The 16,325-nt window shown below is 63.9% G+C and carries 18 protein-coding genes; 7 read left to right on the forward strand and 11 right to left on the reverse strand.

What is annotated here, in order from left to right:
- Nucleotides 1-59: 59 nt before the first annotated feature.
- The 5 genes from ABW18_RS16490 to ABW18_RS16510 all read left to right on the forward strand — a co-directional run bounded on the left by ABW18_RS16490 (nt 60) and on the right by ABW18_RS16510 (nt 4,139).
- Nucleotides 60-1,109, forward strand: a complete 1,050-nt coding sequence (locus ABW18_RS16490; protein ID WP_049700048.1) for an NAD(P)-dependent alcohol dehydrogenase — start codon at nt 60-62, stop codon at nt 1,107-1,109.
- 138 nt (nt 1,110-1,247) lie between these two features.
- A complete protein-coding gene (locus ABW18_RS16495; protein WP_049700049.1) occupies nt 1,248-2,120 on the forward strand; it encodes a formate/nitrite transporter family protein in 873 nt (290 codons plus the stop codon).
- 228 nt (nt 2,121-2,348) lie between these two features.
- Nucleotides 2,349-2,621, forward strand: coding sequence for a GlsB/YeaQ/YmgE family stress response membrane protein (locus tag ABW18_RS16500; protein ID WP_049700050.1), 273 nt, complete (start codon nt 2,349-2,351; stop codon nt 2,619-2,621).
- Nucleotides 2,622-2,782: 161 nt separating this feature from the next.
- On the forward strand, nt 2,783-3,607 hold the full coding sequence (locus ABW18_RS16505) for a TIGR03619 family F420-dependent LLM class oxidoreductase (RefSeq protein WP_049700051.1): 825 nt from the start codon (nt 2,783-2,785) through the stop codon (nt 3,605-3,607).
- Between the two features lie 46 nt (nt 3,608-3,653).
- A complete protein-coding gene (locus tag ABW18_RS16510) occupies nt 3,654-4,139 on the forward strand; it encodes a GAF domain-containing protein (RefSeq protein WP_049700052.1) in 486 nt (161 codons plus the stop codon).
- Here the strand turns inward: ABW18_RS16510 and ABW18_RS16515 are convergent.
- The 6 genes from ABW18_RS16515 to ABW18_RS16540 all read right to left on the reverse strand — a co-directional run bounded on the left by ABW18_RS16515 (nt 4,136) and on the right by ABW18_RS16540 (nt 9,397).
- Nucleotides 4,136-4,654, reverse strand: a complete 519-nt coding sequence (locus ABW18_RS16515) for a flavin reductase family protein (protein WP_049700053.1) — start codon at nt 4,652-4,654, stop codon at nt 4,136-4,138. The two genes, ABW18_RS16510 and ABW18_RS16515, sit on opposite strands and share 4 nt — an antisense overlap.
- A complete protein-coding gene (locus ABW18_RS16520) occupies nt 4,651-5,148 on the reverse strand; it encodes an NAD(P)H-dependent oxidoreductase (RefSeq protein ID WP_049700054.1) in 498 nt (165 codons plus the stop codon). The genes ABW18_RS16515 and ABW18_RS16520 overlap by 4 nt, the downstream gene beginning before the upstream one ends.
- On the reverse strand, nt 5,145-6,356 hold the full coding sequence (locus tag ABW18_RS16525) for an LLM class flavin-dependent oxidoreductase (protein WP_049700055.1): 1,212 nt from the start codon (nt 6,354-6,356) through the stop codon (nt 5,145-5,147). Before ABW18_RS16525 ends, ABW18_RS16520 begins: the two co-directional genes overlap by 4 nt.
- A gap of 173 nt (nt 6,357-6,529) precedes the next feature.
- Nucleotides 6,530-7,342: a crotonase/enoyl-CoA hydratase family protein gene (locus ABW18_RS16530; protein WP_049700056.1), complete on the reverse strand. Its 813-nt coding sequence runs from the start codon at nt 7,340-7,342 to the stop codon at nt 6,530-6,532.
- A 2-nt stretch (nt 7,343-7,344) separates the two neighbouring features.
- Nucleotides 7,345-8,373 (reverse strand): zinc-binding metallopeptidase family protein, encoded by a 1,029-nt coding sequence (locus tag ABW18_RS16535; RefSeq protein WP_049700057.1) that lies wholly within the window; start codon nt 8,371-8,373, stop codon nt 7,345-7,347.
- A gap of 187 nt (nt 8,374-8,560) precedes the next feature.
- A complete protein-coding gene (locus ABW18_RS16540) occupies nt 8,561-9,397 on the reverse strand; it encodes a sulfurtransferase (protein WP_083444440.1) in 837 nt (278 codons plus the stop codon).
- A 184-nt stretch (nt 9,398-9,581) separates the two neighbouring features.
- On the opposite strand from ABW18_RS16540, the gene ABW18_RS16545 reads away from it, so the two are divergent.
- Complete coding sequence (locus tag ABW18_RS16545; protein ID WP_049700058.1) at nt 9,582-9,875, forward strand: hypothetical protein; 294 nt, start codon at nt 9,582-9,584, stop codon at nt 9,873-9,875.
- 22 nt (nt 9,876-9,897) lie between these two features.
- Here ABW18_RS16545 and ABW18_RS16550 read toward each other — a convergent pair whose 3' ends face one another.
- The 3 genes from ABW18_RS16550 to ABW18_RS16560 are packed head-to-tail and all read right to left on the reverse strand — an operon-like array spanning nt 9,898 to nt 12,426.
- Nucleotides 9,898-11,049: a CaiB/BaiF CoA transferase family protein gene (locus ABW18_RS16550; RefSeq protein ID WP_049700059.1), complete on the reverse strand. Its 1,152-nt coding sequence runs from the start codon at nt 11,047-11,049 to the stop codon at nt 9,898-9,900.
- Nucleotides 11,036-11,911, reverse strand: coding sequence for an SDR family oxidoreductase (locus tag ABW18_RS16555; protein ID WP_049700060.1), 876 nt, complete (start codon nt 11,909-11,911; stop codon nt 11,036-11,038). The genes ABW18_RS16550 and ABW18_RS16555 overlap by 14 nt, the downstream gene beginning before the upstream one ends.
- A gap of 8 nt (nt 11,912-11,919) precedes the next feature.
- Nucleotides 11,920-12,426, reverse strand: a complete 507-nt coding sequence (locus ABW18_RS16560; protein WP_049700061.1) for a MarR family winged helix-turn-helix transcriptional regulator — start codon at nt 12,424-12,426, stop codon at nt 11,920-11,922.
- A gap of 105 nt (nt 12,427-12,531) precedes the next feature.
- Between ABW18_RS16560 and ABW18_RS16565 the strand changes: the two genes are divergently transcribed.
- A complete protein-coding gene (locus tag ABW18_RS16565; RefSeq protein ID WP_049700126.1) occupies nt 12,532-14,025 on the forward strand; it encodes an MFS transporter in 1,494 nt (497 codons plus the stop codon).
- A gap of 75 nt (nt 14,026-14,100) precedes the next feature.
- Here the strand turns inward: ABW18_RS16565 and thpD are convergent, their stop codons facing one another.
- Nucleotides 14,101-15,024: an ectoine hydroxylase gene (gene thpD, locus ABW18_RS16570; protein ID WP_235434424.1), complete on the reverse strand. Its 924-nt coding sequence runs from the start codon at nt 15,022-15,024 to the stop codon at nt 14,101-14,103.
- Nucleotides 15,025-15,212: 188 nt separating this feature from the next.
- The gene (locus ABW18_RS16575; protein WP_049700063.1) at nt 15,213-16,322 is read right to left on the reverse strand and encodes an ABC transporter ATP-binding protein; all 1,110 of its coding nucleotides are present in this window, start codon (nt 16,320-16,322) and stop codon (nt 15,213-15,215) included.
- Nucleotides 16,323-16,325: the final 3 nt, after the last annotated feature.

Raw genomic sequence — 16,325 nt, forward strand, 5'->3', positions numbered from 1 at the left:
AGGTGCCCGCGGCACCGGCAGATCGTCGTGGATTCCGCGGACGCCGGATAGGGAACACAGTGACGACGACCGTCAATGCTTTCTGGGCAACAGCTCCTGATGCGCCACTATCGAAGACCACCATCGAGCGCAGGGACCTCGGCCCGAAGGATGTCCTGATCGACATCGCCTTCGCCGGGATCTGCCACTCCGACATCCATACCGCCCGCAACGAATGGGGCGGCACCACCTACCCCGTCGTGCCAGGACACGAGATCGCCGGAACGGTCGCCGCTGTCGGCGATGAGGTGACCAGGCACAAGGTCGGCGATCGCGTCGGCGTCGGCTGCTTCGTCGACTCGTGCGGTGAATGTGCCGCGTGCAAGAACGGCGACGAGCAGTACTGCACCACGGGTGTCGTGCAGACCTACAACTCCAAGACCTACGAGGGCGAGTTCACCCACGGCGGGTACTCACAACAGGTCGTGGTGACCGAGGACTTCGTGCTGAAGATCCCCGAGGGCGTCGACCTCGACGTCGCTGCACCGCTGCTGTGCGCGGGCATCACGCTGTATGCACCGTTGAAGCACTGGGGAGCGGGCCCGGGCAAGAAGGTCGCCATCATCGGTCTGGGCGGCCTCGGACACATCGGCGTCAAGATCGCGCACGCGTTGGGCGCAGAGGTGACCGTCTTGAGTCAGACGCTGTCCAAGAAGGAGGACGGCGAACGCTTCGGCGCCGATCACTACTACGCGACGAAGGATCGTGAGACCTTCCGGACCCTGCGCGGGGAGTTCGATCTCATCATCAACACCGTGTCGGTCAACCTCGACCTCGACGACTACCTCGGACTGCTGGCCATCGACGGCACCCTTGTCGAGCTGGGGGTTCCGGAGCATCCGCTCGAGATCAAGGCATTCTCGCTACTGGCTAACCGACGTTCGATCGCCGGATCGATGGTCGGAGGCATTCCCGCCACCCAGGAGATGCTCGACTTCTGCGCGGAACACGGCATCGGAGCAGAGATCGAGAAGATCAGCGCCGACGAGATCAACGCCGCCTATGACCGCGTCGTCGGAAGCGACGTGCGGTATCGATTCGTGATCGACACCGCGACTCTCGCCGACTGACCCCGAGCATCGACCGGGTACGTACACAACTCGGTCGTCAGCGCGAGGCCACGACAATAATTTCGATGGCCTCGCGCTGAGGTCGCAGTTGTGTACGTATAGCGGGCGCCATGGCATGTGCTGTGGAACCGTTGACACATGAGCGACCCCGAGTTCGATGTGAACAAGCTCTTCCCGGGCAAGTTCTTCATCAGCACAACGCTCGACGTGCTCGAGTCCAAGAAGAAAATGACCGGCCATCTGCGGCGCCGTTTCATCCAACGCGCCGCGATGGCCGGCATCATCATCGCGATCTTCTACGTCATCAACTACACGATCGTCGCCGCGTTCGACACGATGACCGATCCGCCCGGGCAACTGCACGCGGTCGGCAAACTCATCGGAGCGCTGGCCTTCGGCTGGGCGCTGGTGTTCATCTACTACACCAAGTCCGAGCTACTCACCTCGAACATGATGATCGTCTCGGTCGGCGCCTACTACCGACGGGTGACGCCGGTCCTGATCATGCGCATCCTGCTGTTCTGCTATCTCGGCAACATCCTCGGCGGCCTGCTGATCGCCGTGATGCTGCGCGGCACAACGCTTCTCGACGGCCCTGTACTCAACGCGATGGTGCACGCGGTCGACGTCAAGACCGGCTACCTCAGTAACGGATTCAGCGGATGGCTCGACCTGTTCATCCGAGCCGTGCTGTGCAATTTCATGATCAACCTCGCGATGTTGCTCGTCTACAACGGTTACCTGACCGAGGACATCGCGAAATGCATGGCGATGATCACCGCCGTCTTCGTCTTCGCGTTTCTTGATTTCGAGCACTCCGTGGCCAACACAGTGCTCTTCATGATCGTCGGCTTCCAACACGACATGCCAATAGGTTTGGTGTTCGGCAATCTCGGCACGGTGCTGCTGGGAAACTTCGTCGGAGGCGGAATTCTCATCGGCTTCTACTACGCGTGGGTCAACGACGAGCGCGACACCCATCTGGTGCACCTCCGACGACACCGGCATTGAGCCGACGCGTCCCCACCCGCGGCGCACCAACCGGTGCCCAGCCGAGATGGGTCATTTGTCCGACATTGCGATTGGATCACGACGCGGTCGGCGATGAGCTTTGCCGCTGGTCCCCGGTCGTACGTTGACTCGGGGCCTTGCGGATGCGTCGAAGAATCGACCTTCCTTCCATGAAGCAGTCGTGGAACATCCAAGGGGGATCAGGGCCCGCTATCGGAGGAGTTTCACGTGATCGGAACAATCATCAGCGCCATCATCGTCGGCCTGATCATCGGCGCACTCGCACGACTTGTCATGCCGGGCCAGCAGAACATCGGCATCATCATGACCATCGTTCTCGGCGTCCTGGGGTCGCTCATCGGATCGTGGCTGACCTACCAGTTCGGGTACAGCAACGCCAACGGCGGCTGGGAGGTCATCCCGTTCATCGTCGGCATCGTCGTGGCGATCGTGTTGATCGCCGCATACCTCTCGCTCCGAGGGCGCACCGTACGCCAGTAGCACCGTCACGACTGTGGCCGGGAAGCACGGGGGCTTCCCGGCCACAGTTGTATTCGCCCGCCGTAATCACCGCCGCGACAGCCACTTGCGAACGAATCCACTTGTGATCGCCGTGGGCACAATGATCGTCTGTGGGACGAGTACGTCACACTATGGTGTGCATGGGTTTTCACGTCGCACTGCCCAACGACGGCAGCATCGAGCAGCTCACCGAACTCGCGACCGCGGCTGAGAACCTCGGCTTCGACGGAGTATGGCTGGCCGAGCACGTCCTGCCACCGATCAAGCATCCCGATCCGGCGTATGCCGCCGAGTACGACCCACTGGTGCTGCTCGGGTTCATCGCCGCACACACGACCACCGTGCGTGTGGGCACCTCCATACTCGTTCTCCCCCTGCGGAATCCGTTCGTTGTCGCGAAGCAGGCCGCGACCGTCGACGCGCTGAGCGACGGGCGGCTGGAACTCGGGGTCGGCGTCGGGTGGGACGCAGACGAATTCACTGCCGTGGGAGCGCAATTCCACGATCGTGGGCACCGCACCGACGAGGCGATCGGCGTGCTGCGCCACCTGTGGGCAGGCAACACCGACGGACTGTTGGGCGAGCACTACAGCTTCGGCGGCGGGTATCCCACTCCGGTACGCCCACAGGGCATTCCGATCACGATCGGCGGGCACTCCACTGCTGCGGTGAATCGTGCTGCACGCCTTGGTGATCGTTGGCAGTCGATCTACTTCAACAACTCGGGCACCGACCCGGCGACGTTCCGTGCGATAGCAGCCGATCTCAAACGTCGTACCGAGGGTCGCGTCACGACGGCGATCAAACGCTTCGTCCGCACCGCCGACCAGGTCGACGCATTGGTCGACGAACTCGACACGTGGCGTCGCGCCGGGGCCGACGACGTCGTCGTCTGGTTCGGCGAACCTGCGGTATTCGGCCCTCTCCAAGAACGTTTCGCACGCAAGGCACAGGTCAACACGTGAAGACCCACGCTGGCGCAACAACCACCGATGCGGGCACAGTGGTGACATGAGCACCGAGTCCCTCCCGCCCACCGACCACCCCGCGATCGACTACGCCGAGCTCGCCGGCGCGGCGCGCGCACTCATCGAGGGCGAATCGGATCGCGTCGCCAATGCGGCCAACCTGTCAGCACTCGTCTATCAGGCGCTGTCACAGGTCAATTGGGTTGGCTTCTACTTCTTCGACGGCCGCGAGCTGGTGGTCGGCCCGTTCCAGGGAAAACCTGCCTGCGTACGCATCCCGTTGGACCGTGGCGTCTGCGGGGCGGCGGCAAGAACCCGCACCACGCAACGCGTCGCCGACGTGCATGCCGTCCCCGACCACATCGCCTGTGACGCCGACAGTCGCTCGGAAATCGTTGTGCCACTGGTGCACCGCGGCGAGCTCATCGGGGTGTTCGACCTCGACAGCCCCGTACCCGACCGCTTCGGAGCCGACGATCAGGCGGGCCTCGAAGCAATCGCCGAGGCGTTCATCGCGACTCTGGACTAGACCGCCTGCGCGAGTTTGCCGAATCCACTGCGGTGGAAGATCAACGGGTTTCCGGTCTCCGGATGGTCGACGCCGTGCAACTCGAGCAGCACGATGATGTGATCGCCCGCTTCCACCTCGCGGTAGACGGTGCAATCGAAATGCGCGAGTCCCTCATCGAGAGTCACCGCGCCCTCGTCGGATGCCTTCACCGCGATGCCGTCGAATCGGTGCTCGACCGCTCCGGCGAGTTGTCGACAAGCGGCACCCTGGTGGTCGGCGAGGATTGTGACGCCGAGGTGTACTGCGCGTCGAAGATCCGGCCAGGTCTTGGACCCCGAAGCCACCGAGACCGACACGAGCGGCGGGTCGAGACTGACGCTGGTGAACGAGCTGGCGGCAAGGCCGGTCAACTGGCCGTCGACCTCTGCGGCAACCGCGACGACGCCGGTCGGAAAAATGCCGAACGCCTTGCGTAGACGCGCGGGATCGAGATCCTGATTGGTCTGTAGCTGGTTGGTGCGCGGTTCGCTCATGAGCCTGCCTTCAGCAATGTGGTGACGATCGGCTTTGTCGCAGTGAGCCATTCGGCGTATGCGGCAGGGTCGTCGTATGCGGAATCGATGACGTAGAGACCACGTCCCGGCACCGTGCCACCGATCTCGGTGAGCACGGGACGCAAGGTGAGTTCCGGCGCGAGCGAATGTGCGGGGCTACCGCCGAGCATCAACGGAATCGCGATCCCGGAGAGCCCTGTCCCGCCCGCGAAGCGGTCGAGAAACAGTTTCAGCAGGCCGGTATATGCGGCTTTGTATGTGGGACTGGCGAATACGACGAGATCAGCCTGGCCGACCTGTGTCACGAGATCGTTGACGTGCTCGTCGCTCCAGTCAAGGATCGTCGAGCCGAGTGTTGCAAGGTCGACGATCAGATCGGGTTCAGAGCCCGACAGCTCCGCAGCCAAATATGTTGCGGCACCGAGTGTTCTGCTGCCTGGTTTCGGGTTGCCGACGACGACAGCAGTCGTCACGATGCCGACACCCGCTTGAGCGGTGCCTGCGCTCCGAACGGAACCGAGGCACTGACCGCGACAGGAGCGGGGTGCTCCCATAGTCCTCGACGGGTGAGTTCGGGAAGTACACCCTCGCCGAACCAGTACGACTCCTCGAGATGCGGGTAGCCCGACAGCACGAACTCGTCGATCCCGACCTCGTGATACGCCTCGATCAGATCGGCGATCTCGGTGAAGGAGCCGACCATCGCGGTTCCGGCACCGCCGCGCACCAGGCCGACGCCAGCCCAGAGGTTCGGGTAGATCTCCAGCCCGTCTTTGGACCCCTTGTTCAGCGCGAGCATGCGCTGCTGCCCTTCCGACGCCGAGCGCCTCAGCCCCGCCTGGATGCGCGCGATGTCGTCTTCGGAGATGTTGGCCAGCAGGCGATCCGCTTCGGCCCACGCGGCTTCGGAGGTGTCGCGCGCAATGGTGTGCAACCGGATTCCGTACTTCAGTTCGCGACCCTGCTCCTCCGCGGCTGCACGGACGCGAGAAATCTTCTCCGCCACTGCCTCTGGCGGCTCGCCCCAGGTGAGATAGACGTCGGCATGCTTCGCCGACACCGCGATTCCTTCGGGCGACGAGCCGCCGAAGTAGATCTGCGGCAACGGATCCGGGATCTGGTGCAACACCGCGTTTTCGACGGAGAGGTATTGGCCGTCGAAGTTCACCGTGTCGCCGGTCCAGAGCCGTCGCACGATCTCCAGGAACTCGTCGGCCCTGGCGTAGCGCTGCTTCTTGTCGAGGAAGTCGCCGAACATCCGCTGCTCGGCGTCCTCGCCACCGGTGACCACGTTGAGCAGGAGTCGACCACCGGAGAGATTCTGGAACGTCCCGGCCATCTGCGCGGCCAGGAACGGCGCGGTCATCCCCGGGCGGAACGCCACGAGGAACTTCAGACGCTCCGAGAGGCTGCTGATCATGGCCGTGCTGACCCACGCGTCCTCGCACCAGGCACCCGTCGGAGTGAGCGCGGCCTCGAAGCCGAGCTGCTCCGCGCTGCGCGCGATCTGTCCCAGATACTGCACCGACGCCGGTCGACCCGCGGCTTCGGCAGCGACGCCGTGACCACCTCCGACGACGTTGCGGCTGTCACCACCGTTGGTGGGCAGGAACCAGTGGAACTTCAGGGAGCTCACGTAAAGCCTCTCTCCTCGATCGACGCATCTCGTCGCTCGACACATCCAGGCATCGAGCGCCATCAGGTGGCGCGCCGTAGGCGCAACTACACCAGTTCAGTCGAGGTCGGACCGATTTCCAAGGGTTGCGTTCTCACTGATTACTAGATTTGCCACCTACTGACGACGGCCGGTGAGTCCGGCCCGACGAGGTCTCGCCGTCCTTGGTTCGGCAACGATCAACAGGTCCCGTCGCCGCGCTTGGATCGTGGTCCGCTCGAGAAGCTGCCGTGACGTCCCGCGCCGCCCGCGAAGCGTGCAGCACCGGCGACGCCCTCGCGTTCGACGATGGGGACGCCGGCCGCCCCCTCGGCGCGGAGCGCGTCGCCGAGGGGGAGGTCGAGTCCCGCGTAGACCGATGCACGGTCGGTGAGCACGCATTCGAACGGGAACTGCGCGATCTGATGCGCGAGTTCCCGCGCAGCGTCCAGCGACTCGCCATGCGGCACAACTCGATTGGCCAACCCGATCGCCAAGGCTTCTTCGGCGTCGACCGGCCTCCCGGTGAGGATGAGGTCGAGCGCCCTGCCGAGGCCAACGATGCGCGGTAGGCGGACCGTGCCGCCATCGATCAGCGGCACGCCCCACCGTCTGCAGAACACGCCGAGCGTCGCGTCCTCTTCGACCACACGGAGATCGGCGAGCAGCGCCAACTCCAACCCGCCGGCCACCGCGTATCCGCTGACCGCCGCGATCACCGGTTTGGACAAGGGGATGCGGGTCGGCCCCATCGGACCGTCTCCCCCGCCGTCGGTGTCGAGGTCGTTGCGGCGCGAAGGATCGCCGACCGACGTGAGATCGGCTCCGGCGCAAAATGTTCCGCCCGCCCCGGCGAGGACCGCAACCTTGACGTCCGGATCGTCGTCGAATCGGTGAAAGGCCGCTCGCAGGGCGCGCGCAGTCGGCCCGTCGACGCTGTTGCGTACTTCGGGCCGGTTGAGCGTGATGGTGACGACCGGCCCGTCGACCTCGTAGAGCACCGGCCCGGGCATGACTACTGCGCGACCACCGCACGGTCGTCGGAGGTGATGAGTTCGTGGATGAACTCCATCTTTTCGAGCACCTTCGGCGGCAGCACGAACGGGTACAGGTCCTGATGCCCCATCGACCGATTGATCTGGTTGAGCGCCCAGGTCAACGGCAACCACCAGTCGATGATCCGCTCGAACCCGACCTTGCCCGGCAGGTCTGCCTCCAACGTCGCACCCGCGGGTGCCAGCGCGAAAGCGGCTGCGGTGTCGAGGGTGTCGCGGATGTGCAGGTAGTGAGCGAACGTCTCCGCCCAGTCCTCGAACGGATGCATCGTCGCGTACGACGAGACGTAGTCCTGTTCCCAGTTCTCCGGCGGGCCGTCGTTGTAGTGACGATCGATCGCGTCCTGGTAGCTCGTATTGGGGTCACCGAAAAGCTCGGTGTAGCGCGCGAGGTTCGGGCCATCGCCAACCAGAACCATCTGATAGAAATGCCCGATCTCGTGACGGAAGTGACCGATCAACGTGCGGTACGGCTCGTCCATCGAGACGCGCAGGCGCTCGCGGTGCACGTCATCGCCCTCGGCGAGGTCGAGCGTGATCACGCCGTCAGCGTGGCCGGTGGTGACCGGCTGATCGCGGCTCGACAGCAGGTCGAATGCGAGCCCGGTCTCCGGGTCGGTGTCTTTGCCGAAGATCGGGAGCTTGAGCTCGTCGAGTTCGTAGATGACCCGACGTTTCGCGCCTTCGGACTCGGCGAAGGCGGCCATCGCCTGCTCGTCGGAATCCGACGGCCTGGTGCGCGTCAAGCGGCACGATTCACAGAGCGCCGGCAGCTCCGGACCCTCCTCGACCATCCAGTTGCACGCGGCGGTCAAGTTGTCGGCACAGCGCACGATGGTCGCGCCCTCGACGGAGCCCTTCTCGTCGTCGTCGAGTACCTGGATCGTGTGGCTGGGCAGGTGGAACCCCAGGTTGCGCCCACAATTGAGACAGACAGTGTTCTCGAAGGACAACTGCTGTCCACAGTTGGAACAATGGAAATCGCGCATCTACTCACTCTTTTCGTTCGTCAGTCCGGACGTAACCCGGTGGTGAACTCTGAGCCGTTTACGTCTCAGAGCTGTGCATCGTGATGGAGGTCGGAGCCGCGCAGCCTTCTGCACGCGTTCGTGACCAGTGTCACCCTGTTCTCGCAGTACATTCGTCGAATTCGATGGTGTTCAGGTTCCAGTTCGGTCATATCTCCGCTGGACGCGCAGGGTCGGCCGACCATTGCGACCACGAGCCGGGAAACAGAGTCCCCGACAATCCGGCGATCTCCAGCGCTGCGATCTCGTGTGCGGCATTCACGCCCGAACCGCAGTAGGCGACGACCGGTGTCCCGTCCGTGACGCCGGCCTGCGCAAACCGCTCACGCAGTTCCGACGCGGCGCGGAAGCGTCCGGACTCGTCGACGTTCTCGCTGGTGGGGACGCTGATCGCGCCTGGAATGTGCCCCGCTCTTGGGTCGATAGGTTCGACTTCACCGCGATAGCGTTCGGCCGCCCGCGCGTCGACGAGGACTGTCTTTGAGTGATCGGAACCGAGCGCCGCGACGTCGTCGATGGTGGCGGTCGGCAGTGATCCCGCCCGTAGTGTGACGCTTCCTGGCCGGACGGGGGTGTCGCCGGTCGACAAACGCATGCCGGAATCGCGCCATGCCGTGAGACCGCCGTCGAGAAGGCGAACGTCGCGGTGGCCGCCCCACCGGAGGAGCCACCACGCGCGGGCGGCGGCGAGGTTGCCGTTGTCGTCGTAGACCACGACGGGTGAGGTGTCGTCGATGCCCCACAACCGCGCGGCCTCGGTCAGCGCATCGATCTCGGGTAGCGGATGCCGCCCGGCCTCGGGCGAAGGCGGTCCGGCTAGTTGAGAGTCGAGGTCCACATACACCGCGCCCGGAATGTGTCCGGTGCGGTAGCGCGCATGACCGTCGTCGTCGCCGAGTTGCCACCGGACGTCGAGCACGACCGGCGGGGTGTCGGAGAGCATGGCGTCGGCAAGCTGCGCGACGTCGATCAGCACGGATGACACACGGCACCTCTCTGGGAACAACGATCAGGGCACACAACAACAGGGACTGTCATGGCGGAGGTGGACTCATGGCGACCCGCGCATACCAATCGTGCCCTGTCGACGCCCGTACTCGCCACCACCGCCCACCACCCGTGTGTCGAGTACGGCCCGCAGGCCCGCCCGACTCCGTAGGATCGTCGCCATGAGGCAGGCAGACGGCACATACTTCGTGACGGCCGAAGAACTGGCCGCGTTCTACGACTCAGGCCAGAAGTACTGGTACATGCGTGACGACGGGTCGACGGACCTGTACTCCGACGAATTGATCATCACGCACGGCTGGCCGATCTATCTGATGGATCGCGACGAGAAGTGGTTCGCCAAGTGGGACGGCAATTACGAGAAGGCCGTCGAGGACGAGCTCAATCCGCATCTCCTCAAGAACTTCGAAGAGCTGATCACCGAGGGCGACTGGCCCAAGGATCACAACGAGTGACCTCGGCCCTCGTTGTCGGCGCCTAGTTGTTGTCGGCGCCTAGTTCCGGAGGTCCGCTGCGATAGGTGACCGGCGTACCCGACATTCGTATCGGGTTCGCGGTCGTCACGATCGCGCTGTCCGGGGTGGAGGCGCGCACGTCGATGCCGAGTTCGTCGGCGAAGTCAAAGGCCTCGGCTACCGAGTTGATCGGTCCCGCAGGCACTCCCGCCGCCGTGAAGTCGGCATACCAGTGATCGGCGTCCTTGGTGACGAGCACGGTGGTGATCTCGTCGATCAACTCGTCGCGATGGGCGACCCGCGCCGAGTTCGACGTAAAGCGTTCGTCTGCAGCCAGTTCCGGGCGACCCAGCACCGCGACAGCTTTCTCGAACTGGCCGTTGTTGCCGACCGCCAACGCGATTGGACGGGTTGCCGTCGAGAACACCTGGTAGGGAGTGATACTCGGATGGCGGTTGCCCATTGGCGCAGGGACCACACCTGCGTTGAGAAACCCCGACGCCTGGTTGACCAACGACGACAACGACGCCGAGAACAGGTCGACGTCGACACGTTGCCCCTGGCCGGTCCGGTCGCGATGGCGGAGTGCGGCAAGGATTCCCAGGCCCGCGTGCAGACCCGCGAGTACGTCGACGACGGCGACTCCTACCTTCACCGGCTCGTCGGGTCCCGATCCGGTGACACTCATCAATCCGCCGACCGCCTGAACGAGCAGGTCGTATCCGGGCAGTGCCGCGCCTCCGTCACGACCGAATCCGGTGATCGAGCAGTACACAAGATCTGGTTTTTCCGAACGTAATTGGTCGTATCCGAGACCGAGGCGTTCCATCGTCCCGGCCCGGAAGTTCTCGATCACGACGTCGGCCTGCAGCGCGATCTCGCGCGCACGGGCCAGATCGTCCGGATCGCGTAGGTCGAGCGTCACCGACTTCTTGTTGCGGTTGACGGACGCGAAATAGGTTGCGATGCCGTCAGCGGTGAATGGCGGACCCCACGTTCTCGTGTCGTCGCCCGCCCCCGGACGTTCGATCTTGACGACGTCGGCGCCGAGATCTGCGAGCATCATCGTCGCGTATGGCCCGGCAAGCACGCGGGTGAAGTCGGCGACAACGAGACCGTCGAGAGCTCCTGGCGCCCAATCGTTCTCGGGTGATGAGCTTTCAGTAATTGACAACGCGACCCTCCTTGGGAGCTCGGTACATACGCCACAACGTGCGAGGGACCTCGTGCAACGGCAGCCGGACCGGCCAATCGCGCGACCGAAGATACGCCTCCGTGCCGCCGTCGACCGTGACCACCGATCCCGACATGAAGTCGGCATCCGACGACAGCATGAGCATGACCCATGCAGCGAGCTGCTCCGGCGTGCCGTACTCGCGCAACGGAACCGGGAAGGCCCGGACGTTCTTACCCGACGCCCCTTCGAGCTGCGCCTGCAGCAGCGGGGTCATCACCGGCCCAGGAGCGATCACGTTCAGCCGGATACCCGCACCTGCCCAGTCGAGATCGGTACCGTGCACGCGACACCATTGGGTCACAGCGAGTTTCGACGCCGCGTAGGCGACCGGCCCCGACAGCACCTTACCGCGGCGTCGAATGATCGTGGCCGCCGAAGCCGCATCGCCCTTCATCAGTTTCCGCACCGCGGACTTCGGCACGAACGGCGTCGACGTCGTCGAATTGGAGCCGAAGACAACCACTTTCGCCTTGTTCGACGCTGCGAGCGCGTCGCGCAGTCCGGCGAGCAGTTCTGTGACACCGAAGGTGTTGACCTCGACAATCGCGCGTTCTGCACCCGCCTTGGGCCCGACTCCCGCGGCCAGCACGGCGCCGTCGAGTACACCGTCACAAAGCGCGAGAATGGCTGCGATCGCGTCGCGTCGACCGTCGGGCGTCGCGAGATCGGCGATGATGTCGGCATCTCGTTGGTCGACGCCGATGACGGTGTGACCTTGTGTCCGAAGGGATTCCGCCACTGCTGAACCCATTCCGGAGGCGGCTCCGGTGACCACGTAGCGACGCGGAGCGTCGGCCATCGTGCCTCCTATCCGTGTCGCCGCCGGTTGCGGTCGTCGTCGGCCAGCGTACGGTCATACGCGTTGTTGAACGCGTGGAGTTGGCGAAACAACGCCTCCGGAGATCCTGGCCCCATGTCGGAGAGCACACGCTCGAGGCGTCGCGCGCGCAGCAGGCCGTCGTGCTCGAAAGCGTCGAGACCCGCTCTGGTCGGCCTGACCTGCTTGCTGATCGATCCCGCGACGTCGAAGCGCTCGAGATAGCCGTGCTTGATCGCCGCGTTCACCTGTCGGTTGACGGTCGACTGCTCCAGTTGCATCGCGTCGGTCAACTGTCGGAGCGTGCGAGGTTTGCCGTCGGACAGTATCCACAGCAGGTTGAAAGCGGAGACCTCGAGGATCGAGTCGGGATCGACGTGCGAGCGACGACGGGTCATGCGGAGGAATTCCTCGGCGAGATCGCGATAGAGCGGCGACGGCCAGGGTGCGTAATCATCGCTCGAGTCGTCGGCGCCGCTTACGCGTTCCCTCGTCACACGAATTCCCTTCGCCCTCAACGCTGTCCACTATGTCCGAAATATCCTAAGGGATTAGGCATATGTAGTTCACATATGTAGTGTGCATATCCCAAGGAGGTGTTCATGTCCGACACTCAATCATCCCCTGCTGGGGAGAATTCGCTGCCGCACGTGGAGAACAAGACCGCGACCAGCGCGGTCGCCACCGTGATCGTCCTCTGCCTCGGCGGACTCGTCGCCGCGTTGATGCAGACGCTCGTGATCCCGATCCAACCTGAACTGCCACAGTTGCTCGGCACGTCGCGCTCGAACGCCTCGTGGGTCATCACCGCAACGCTGCTCGCCGCGGCCGTGGCCATGCCCATCGCGGGCCGACTCGGTGACATGTTCGGCAAGCAACGCGTACTGGTCGGCTCGGGCGTCCTACTCGTCGTCGGCTCGGTTGTGTGTGCGCTCAGCGACTCGGTCATCCCGATGATCGTGGGTCGCGCCATCCAGGGTCTCGCGATGGGCTTCATCCCCGTCGGCATCAGCCTGATGCGTGAGGTCACACCGCCGAAGATCACCTCGATGGCCATCGCCGCGATGAGTGCCACCCTCGGCGTTGGCGGCGCAATCGGTCTGCCGCTCTCGGCATGGATCGCGCAGACATGGAACTGGCACGCCCTGTTCTGGGTTGCTGCGGCACTCGGCGCAGTCGTGCTGCTGCTGGTCATCTTCGTCGTGCCACATGTTCCCGACGCCGCGGGCGGTCGGCTCGACATCATCGGCGCCATCGGCCTGGCCATCGGTCTGTGTGCTGCGTTGATCGCAGTCTCGAAGGGCAATGACTGGGGTTGGGCATCGGGTACGACGCTCGGCCTTCTCGCGGCAGGCATCGTCGTATTGATCGCCTGGGGCTTCTATCAGTTGCGCGCGTCCGACCCACTCGTCGACCTGCGCACCACCGCGCAGCCTGCGGTGCTGCTGACCAACATCGCCGCGATCGCGATCGGTTTCGGCATGATGGCGCAGTCGGTCGTCATCCCAGCTCTGCTCGAGATGCCGAAGGAAACCGGGATCGGACTCGGCCAAACGATGCTGGCGGCCGGACTCTGGATGGCTCCGGGCGGCTTGATGATGCTGGTCTTCTCGCCGGTGTCGGGCATCCTGATCAACAAGATCGGCGCCAAGTACACCCTGGTGATCGGCGCAACCGTTCTCGGCGTCGGCTACCTGATCGCCCTGTTCCTGATGAACTCGCCGTGGCAGCTGATGGTCGCGTCGATCATCGCGGCCTCCGGCGTCGGAATCGGGTACGCGGCCATGCCGACACTGATCATGGGTTCAGTGCCGATGACCAAAGCCGGTGCGGCAGTTGGCCTCAATGGCTTGATGCGATCGATCGGCACCACGGTGTCATCGGCCGTGATGGCGGTCCTGCTCACCACGGCGACGGTGTCGCTCGGCGGCCAGGACATGCCGTCGCACACGTCGTTCCGTCTGTGCTTCCTCGTCGGAGCGATTGCAGCGTTCGTCGGCGCCGCGATCACGCTCACAATTCCCAAGCGCGGCCCGCAGCCGGTACCGACTGCGGTGTCGTCGGACGACGCTCCGGCGGTGCCCGCCGCCAACTGACGGTCGGCAGATACGCGCACGAGCATCTCACCGAAAGTGGGGGACGAGTTCTCGTCCCCCACTTTTCGCGTTCACTCAGCGATGCGCCAGATAGTCCGGGCGTGGCGCGCCGGACGCGAAAGGTGCTTGCAGCGCATTTGATTTCGCATTGAACACGACGAAGAGATTGCTGCGCGGATAGGGCGTGATGTTGCCCGACGACGCGTGCATGCAGTTCGAATCGAAATACAGCGCCGTACCCGCAGGGCCGGTGATCATGTCGATGCCATGCTCGTCCGCCAACGCCGTCACGTCGGATTCCTCGGGCGTCCCGAACGGCGGGCGGTACGACACCAGTGACTGATTGTGGTAGCCGTCGGGAGTCTGTCCGACGCACCCGACGAACTGCTCGTGGGAACCCGGGATGATCATCAACGCGCCGTTGGTGACGAGATTCGGGGTCAGAGCAAGCGAAACGCTGAGTGCACGCGGTGTCGGCATGCCGTCCTCGGCGTGCCACGTCTCGAAATCGGAGTGCCAGTAGAACGGGCCACCCGCAAATCCTGGTTTGAGGTTGATGCGACTCTGGTGAATGTAAACGTCGTCGCCAAGTATTTGCCTTGCGACACCAGCGATTTCGGTGCGATCACACATGTCGGCGATCGCGTCGCTGAGCTGGTGGACCGCGAAAAGTGAACGCACGTCGCCGCTCGACGACTCGCGAACCACGCGTTCATCGACGCCCAGCCTGTCGGTGATGGCCGCGACCTCTGTCAGGCACGTGTCGATGTCACTGTCGGACAACACATTTTCGGCGACGTGGTAGCCACGGTCGCGGTAGCCGTCAACCTCGGCAACCGACAGCGGCCCTCGCGCGTCGTGCTCCCAGACAACAGGGTGTGGGCGGGGTTCTATCTCTCCGTGATCGGCAAGACGTGTTCGGTACACGTCCACCGGGCGGCTGGCCGTTCGAGTTTCTGTGATCAACGCTGATCCTTCCCTCAGTCTGCATTTCGCCATGGTTCGAGTGCTCATGCAGCGTGGCCGCAGGGAAACTCGTACCGGCCTGCAGATGGCGGGTTGGCACGAAACCACGCCGCGGCCCATGCACTCGCGGAGTCTACGTACCCAAACCAGGCGCGTAAACCATCGAAGTGGTTCTCAGACCACCGAAAGGGCAGTGCCACCTGCACAGATGGCAAGAGGAATCAGTTCAGCCGCTCCCCCGTCTCGGGATGAAAGAGGTGTACCGCGCGATCGGCTTGGCGCAGTCGGATACCGTCGCCCCGCTTGGCCGGCGCGCGATCGGCCGAGCGGATCACCACGGTCATCGGATCGCCGTCGAGATTCCTGATCGAGTCGTCCACCAGGGACGCGTACACGTAGGTCTCACTACCGAGTTCCTCGAGAAGAGCGACGTCGGCGTCGATACCCGAATCTCCGTCGTCTGCCAGGGCGAGGTGCTCCGGCCGAATACCAACAGTCACTGATGACACGCCAGACTTACGCAGCGCCGCTTGAGATTCCGCGTCAAGATCCACACTTGCGTTACCGATCCCCACAGCGCCGTCGGTGACCGGAGCGGTGAACAGGTTCATCGACGGCGACCCGATGAAGCCTGCCACGAATGCGTTGCGAGGTCGGTCATAGAGTTCGGTCGGAGTGGAGAACTGTTGCAGCACTCCGTTCTTCAGTACCGCAACCCGATCACCCATCGTCATGGCCTCGACCTGGTCGTGGGTGACATACACCGTCGTGGTACCAAGCCGACGCTGCAATGCGGCGATCTGGGTTCTGGTTTGCACCCGCAGCTTGGCGTCGAGGTTCGACAACGGCTCATCCATGCAGAACACCTGCGGTTCACGCACGATCGCACGGCCCATCGCCACACGTTGCCGTTGCCCACCCGAGAGCTTCGCGGGTTTGCGATCGAGGAAGTCGGTGAGGTCGAGCAGCTTTGCTGCCTCGGCAACCTTGGCTTTACGCTCGTCTGCGGGCACTCCCCGCATCTTGAGCGCAAATCCCATGTTCTCCCCGACCGTCTTGTTGGGGTAGAGCGCGTAATTCTGGAACACCATCGCGATATCCCGATCCTTGGGCGCAACACCCACCATGCTGTTACCGCCGATATGGATTGCGCCAGAGTCGATCTCCTCGAGCCCTGCAAGCATTCGAAGGGCCGTCGACTTGCCGGATCCCGACGGCCCGACCAGAACAATGAATTCGCCGTCCTCGATGTCGAGGTCGAGTGAGTCGACAGCCAGTTTCTCGGCCCCGGGGTAAACGCAGCAGGCCTTGTCGTAGGTGATGGAAGCCATTGT

It is taken from the genome of Gordonia jacobaea, from assembly GCF_001186365.1.
Classification (GTDB): domain Bacteria; phylum Actinomycetota; class Actinomycetes; order Mycobacteriales; family Mycobacteriaceae; genus Gordonia; species Gordonia jacobaea.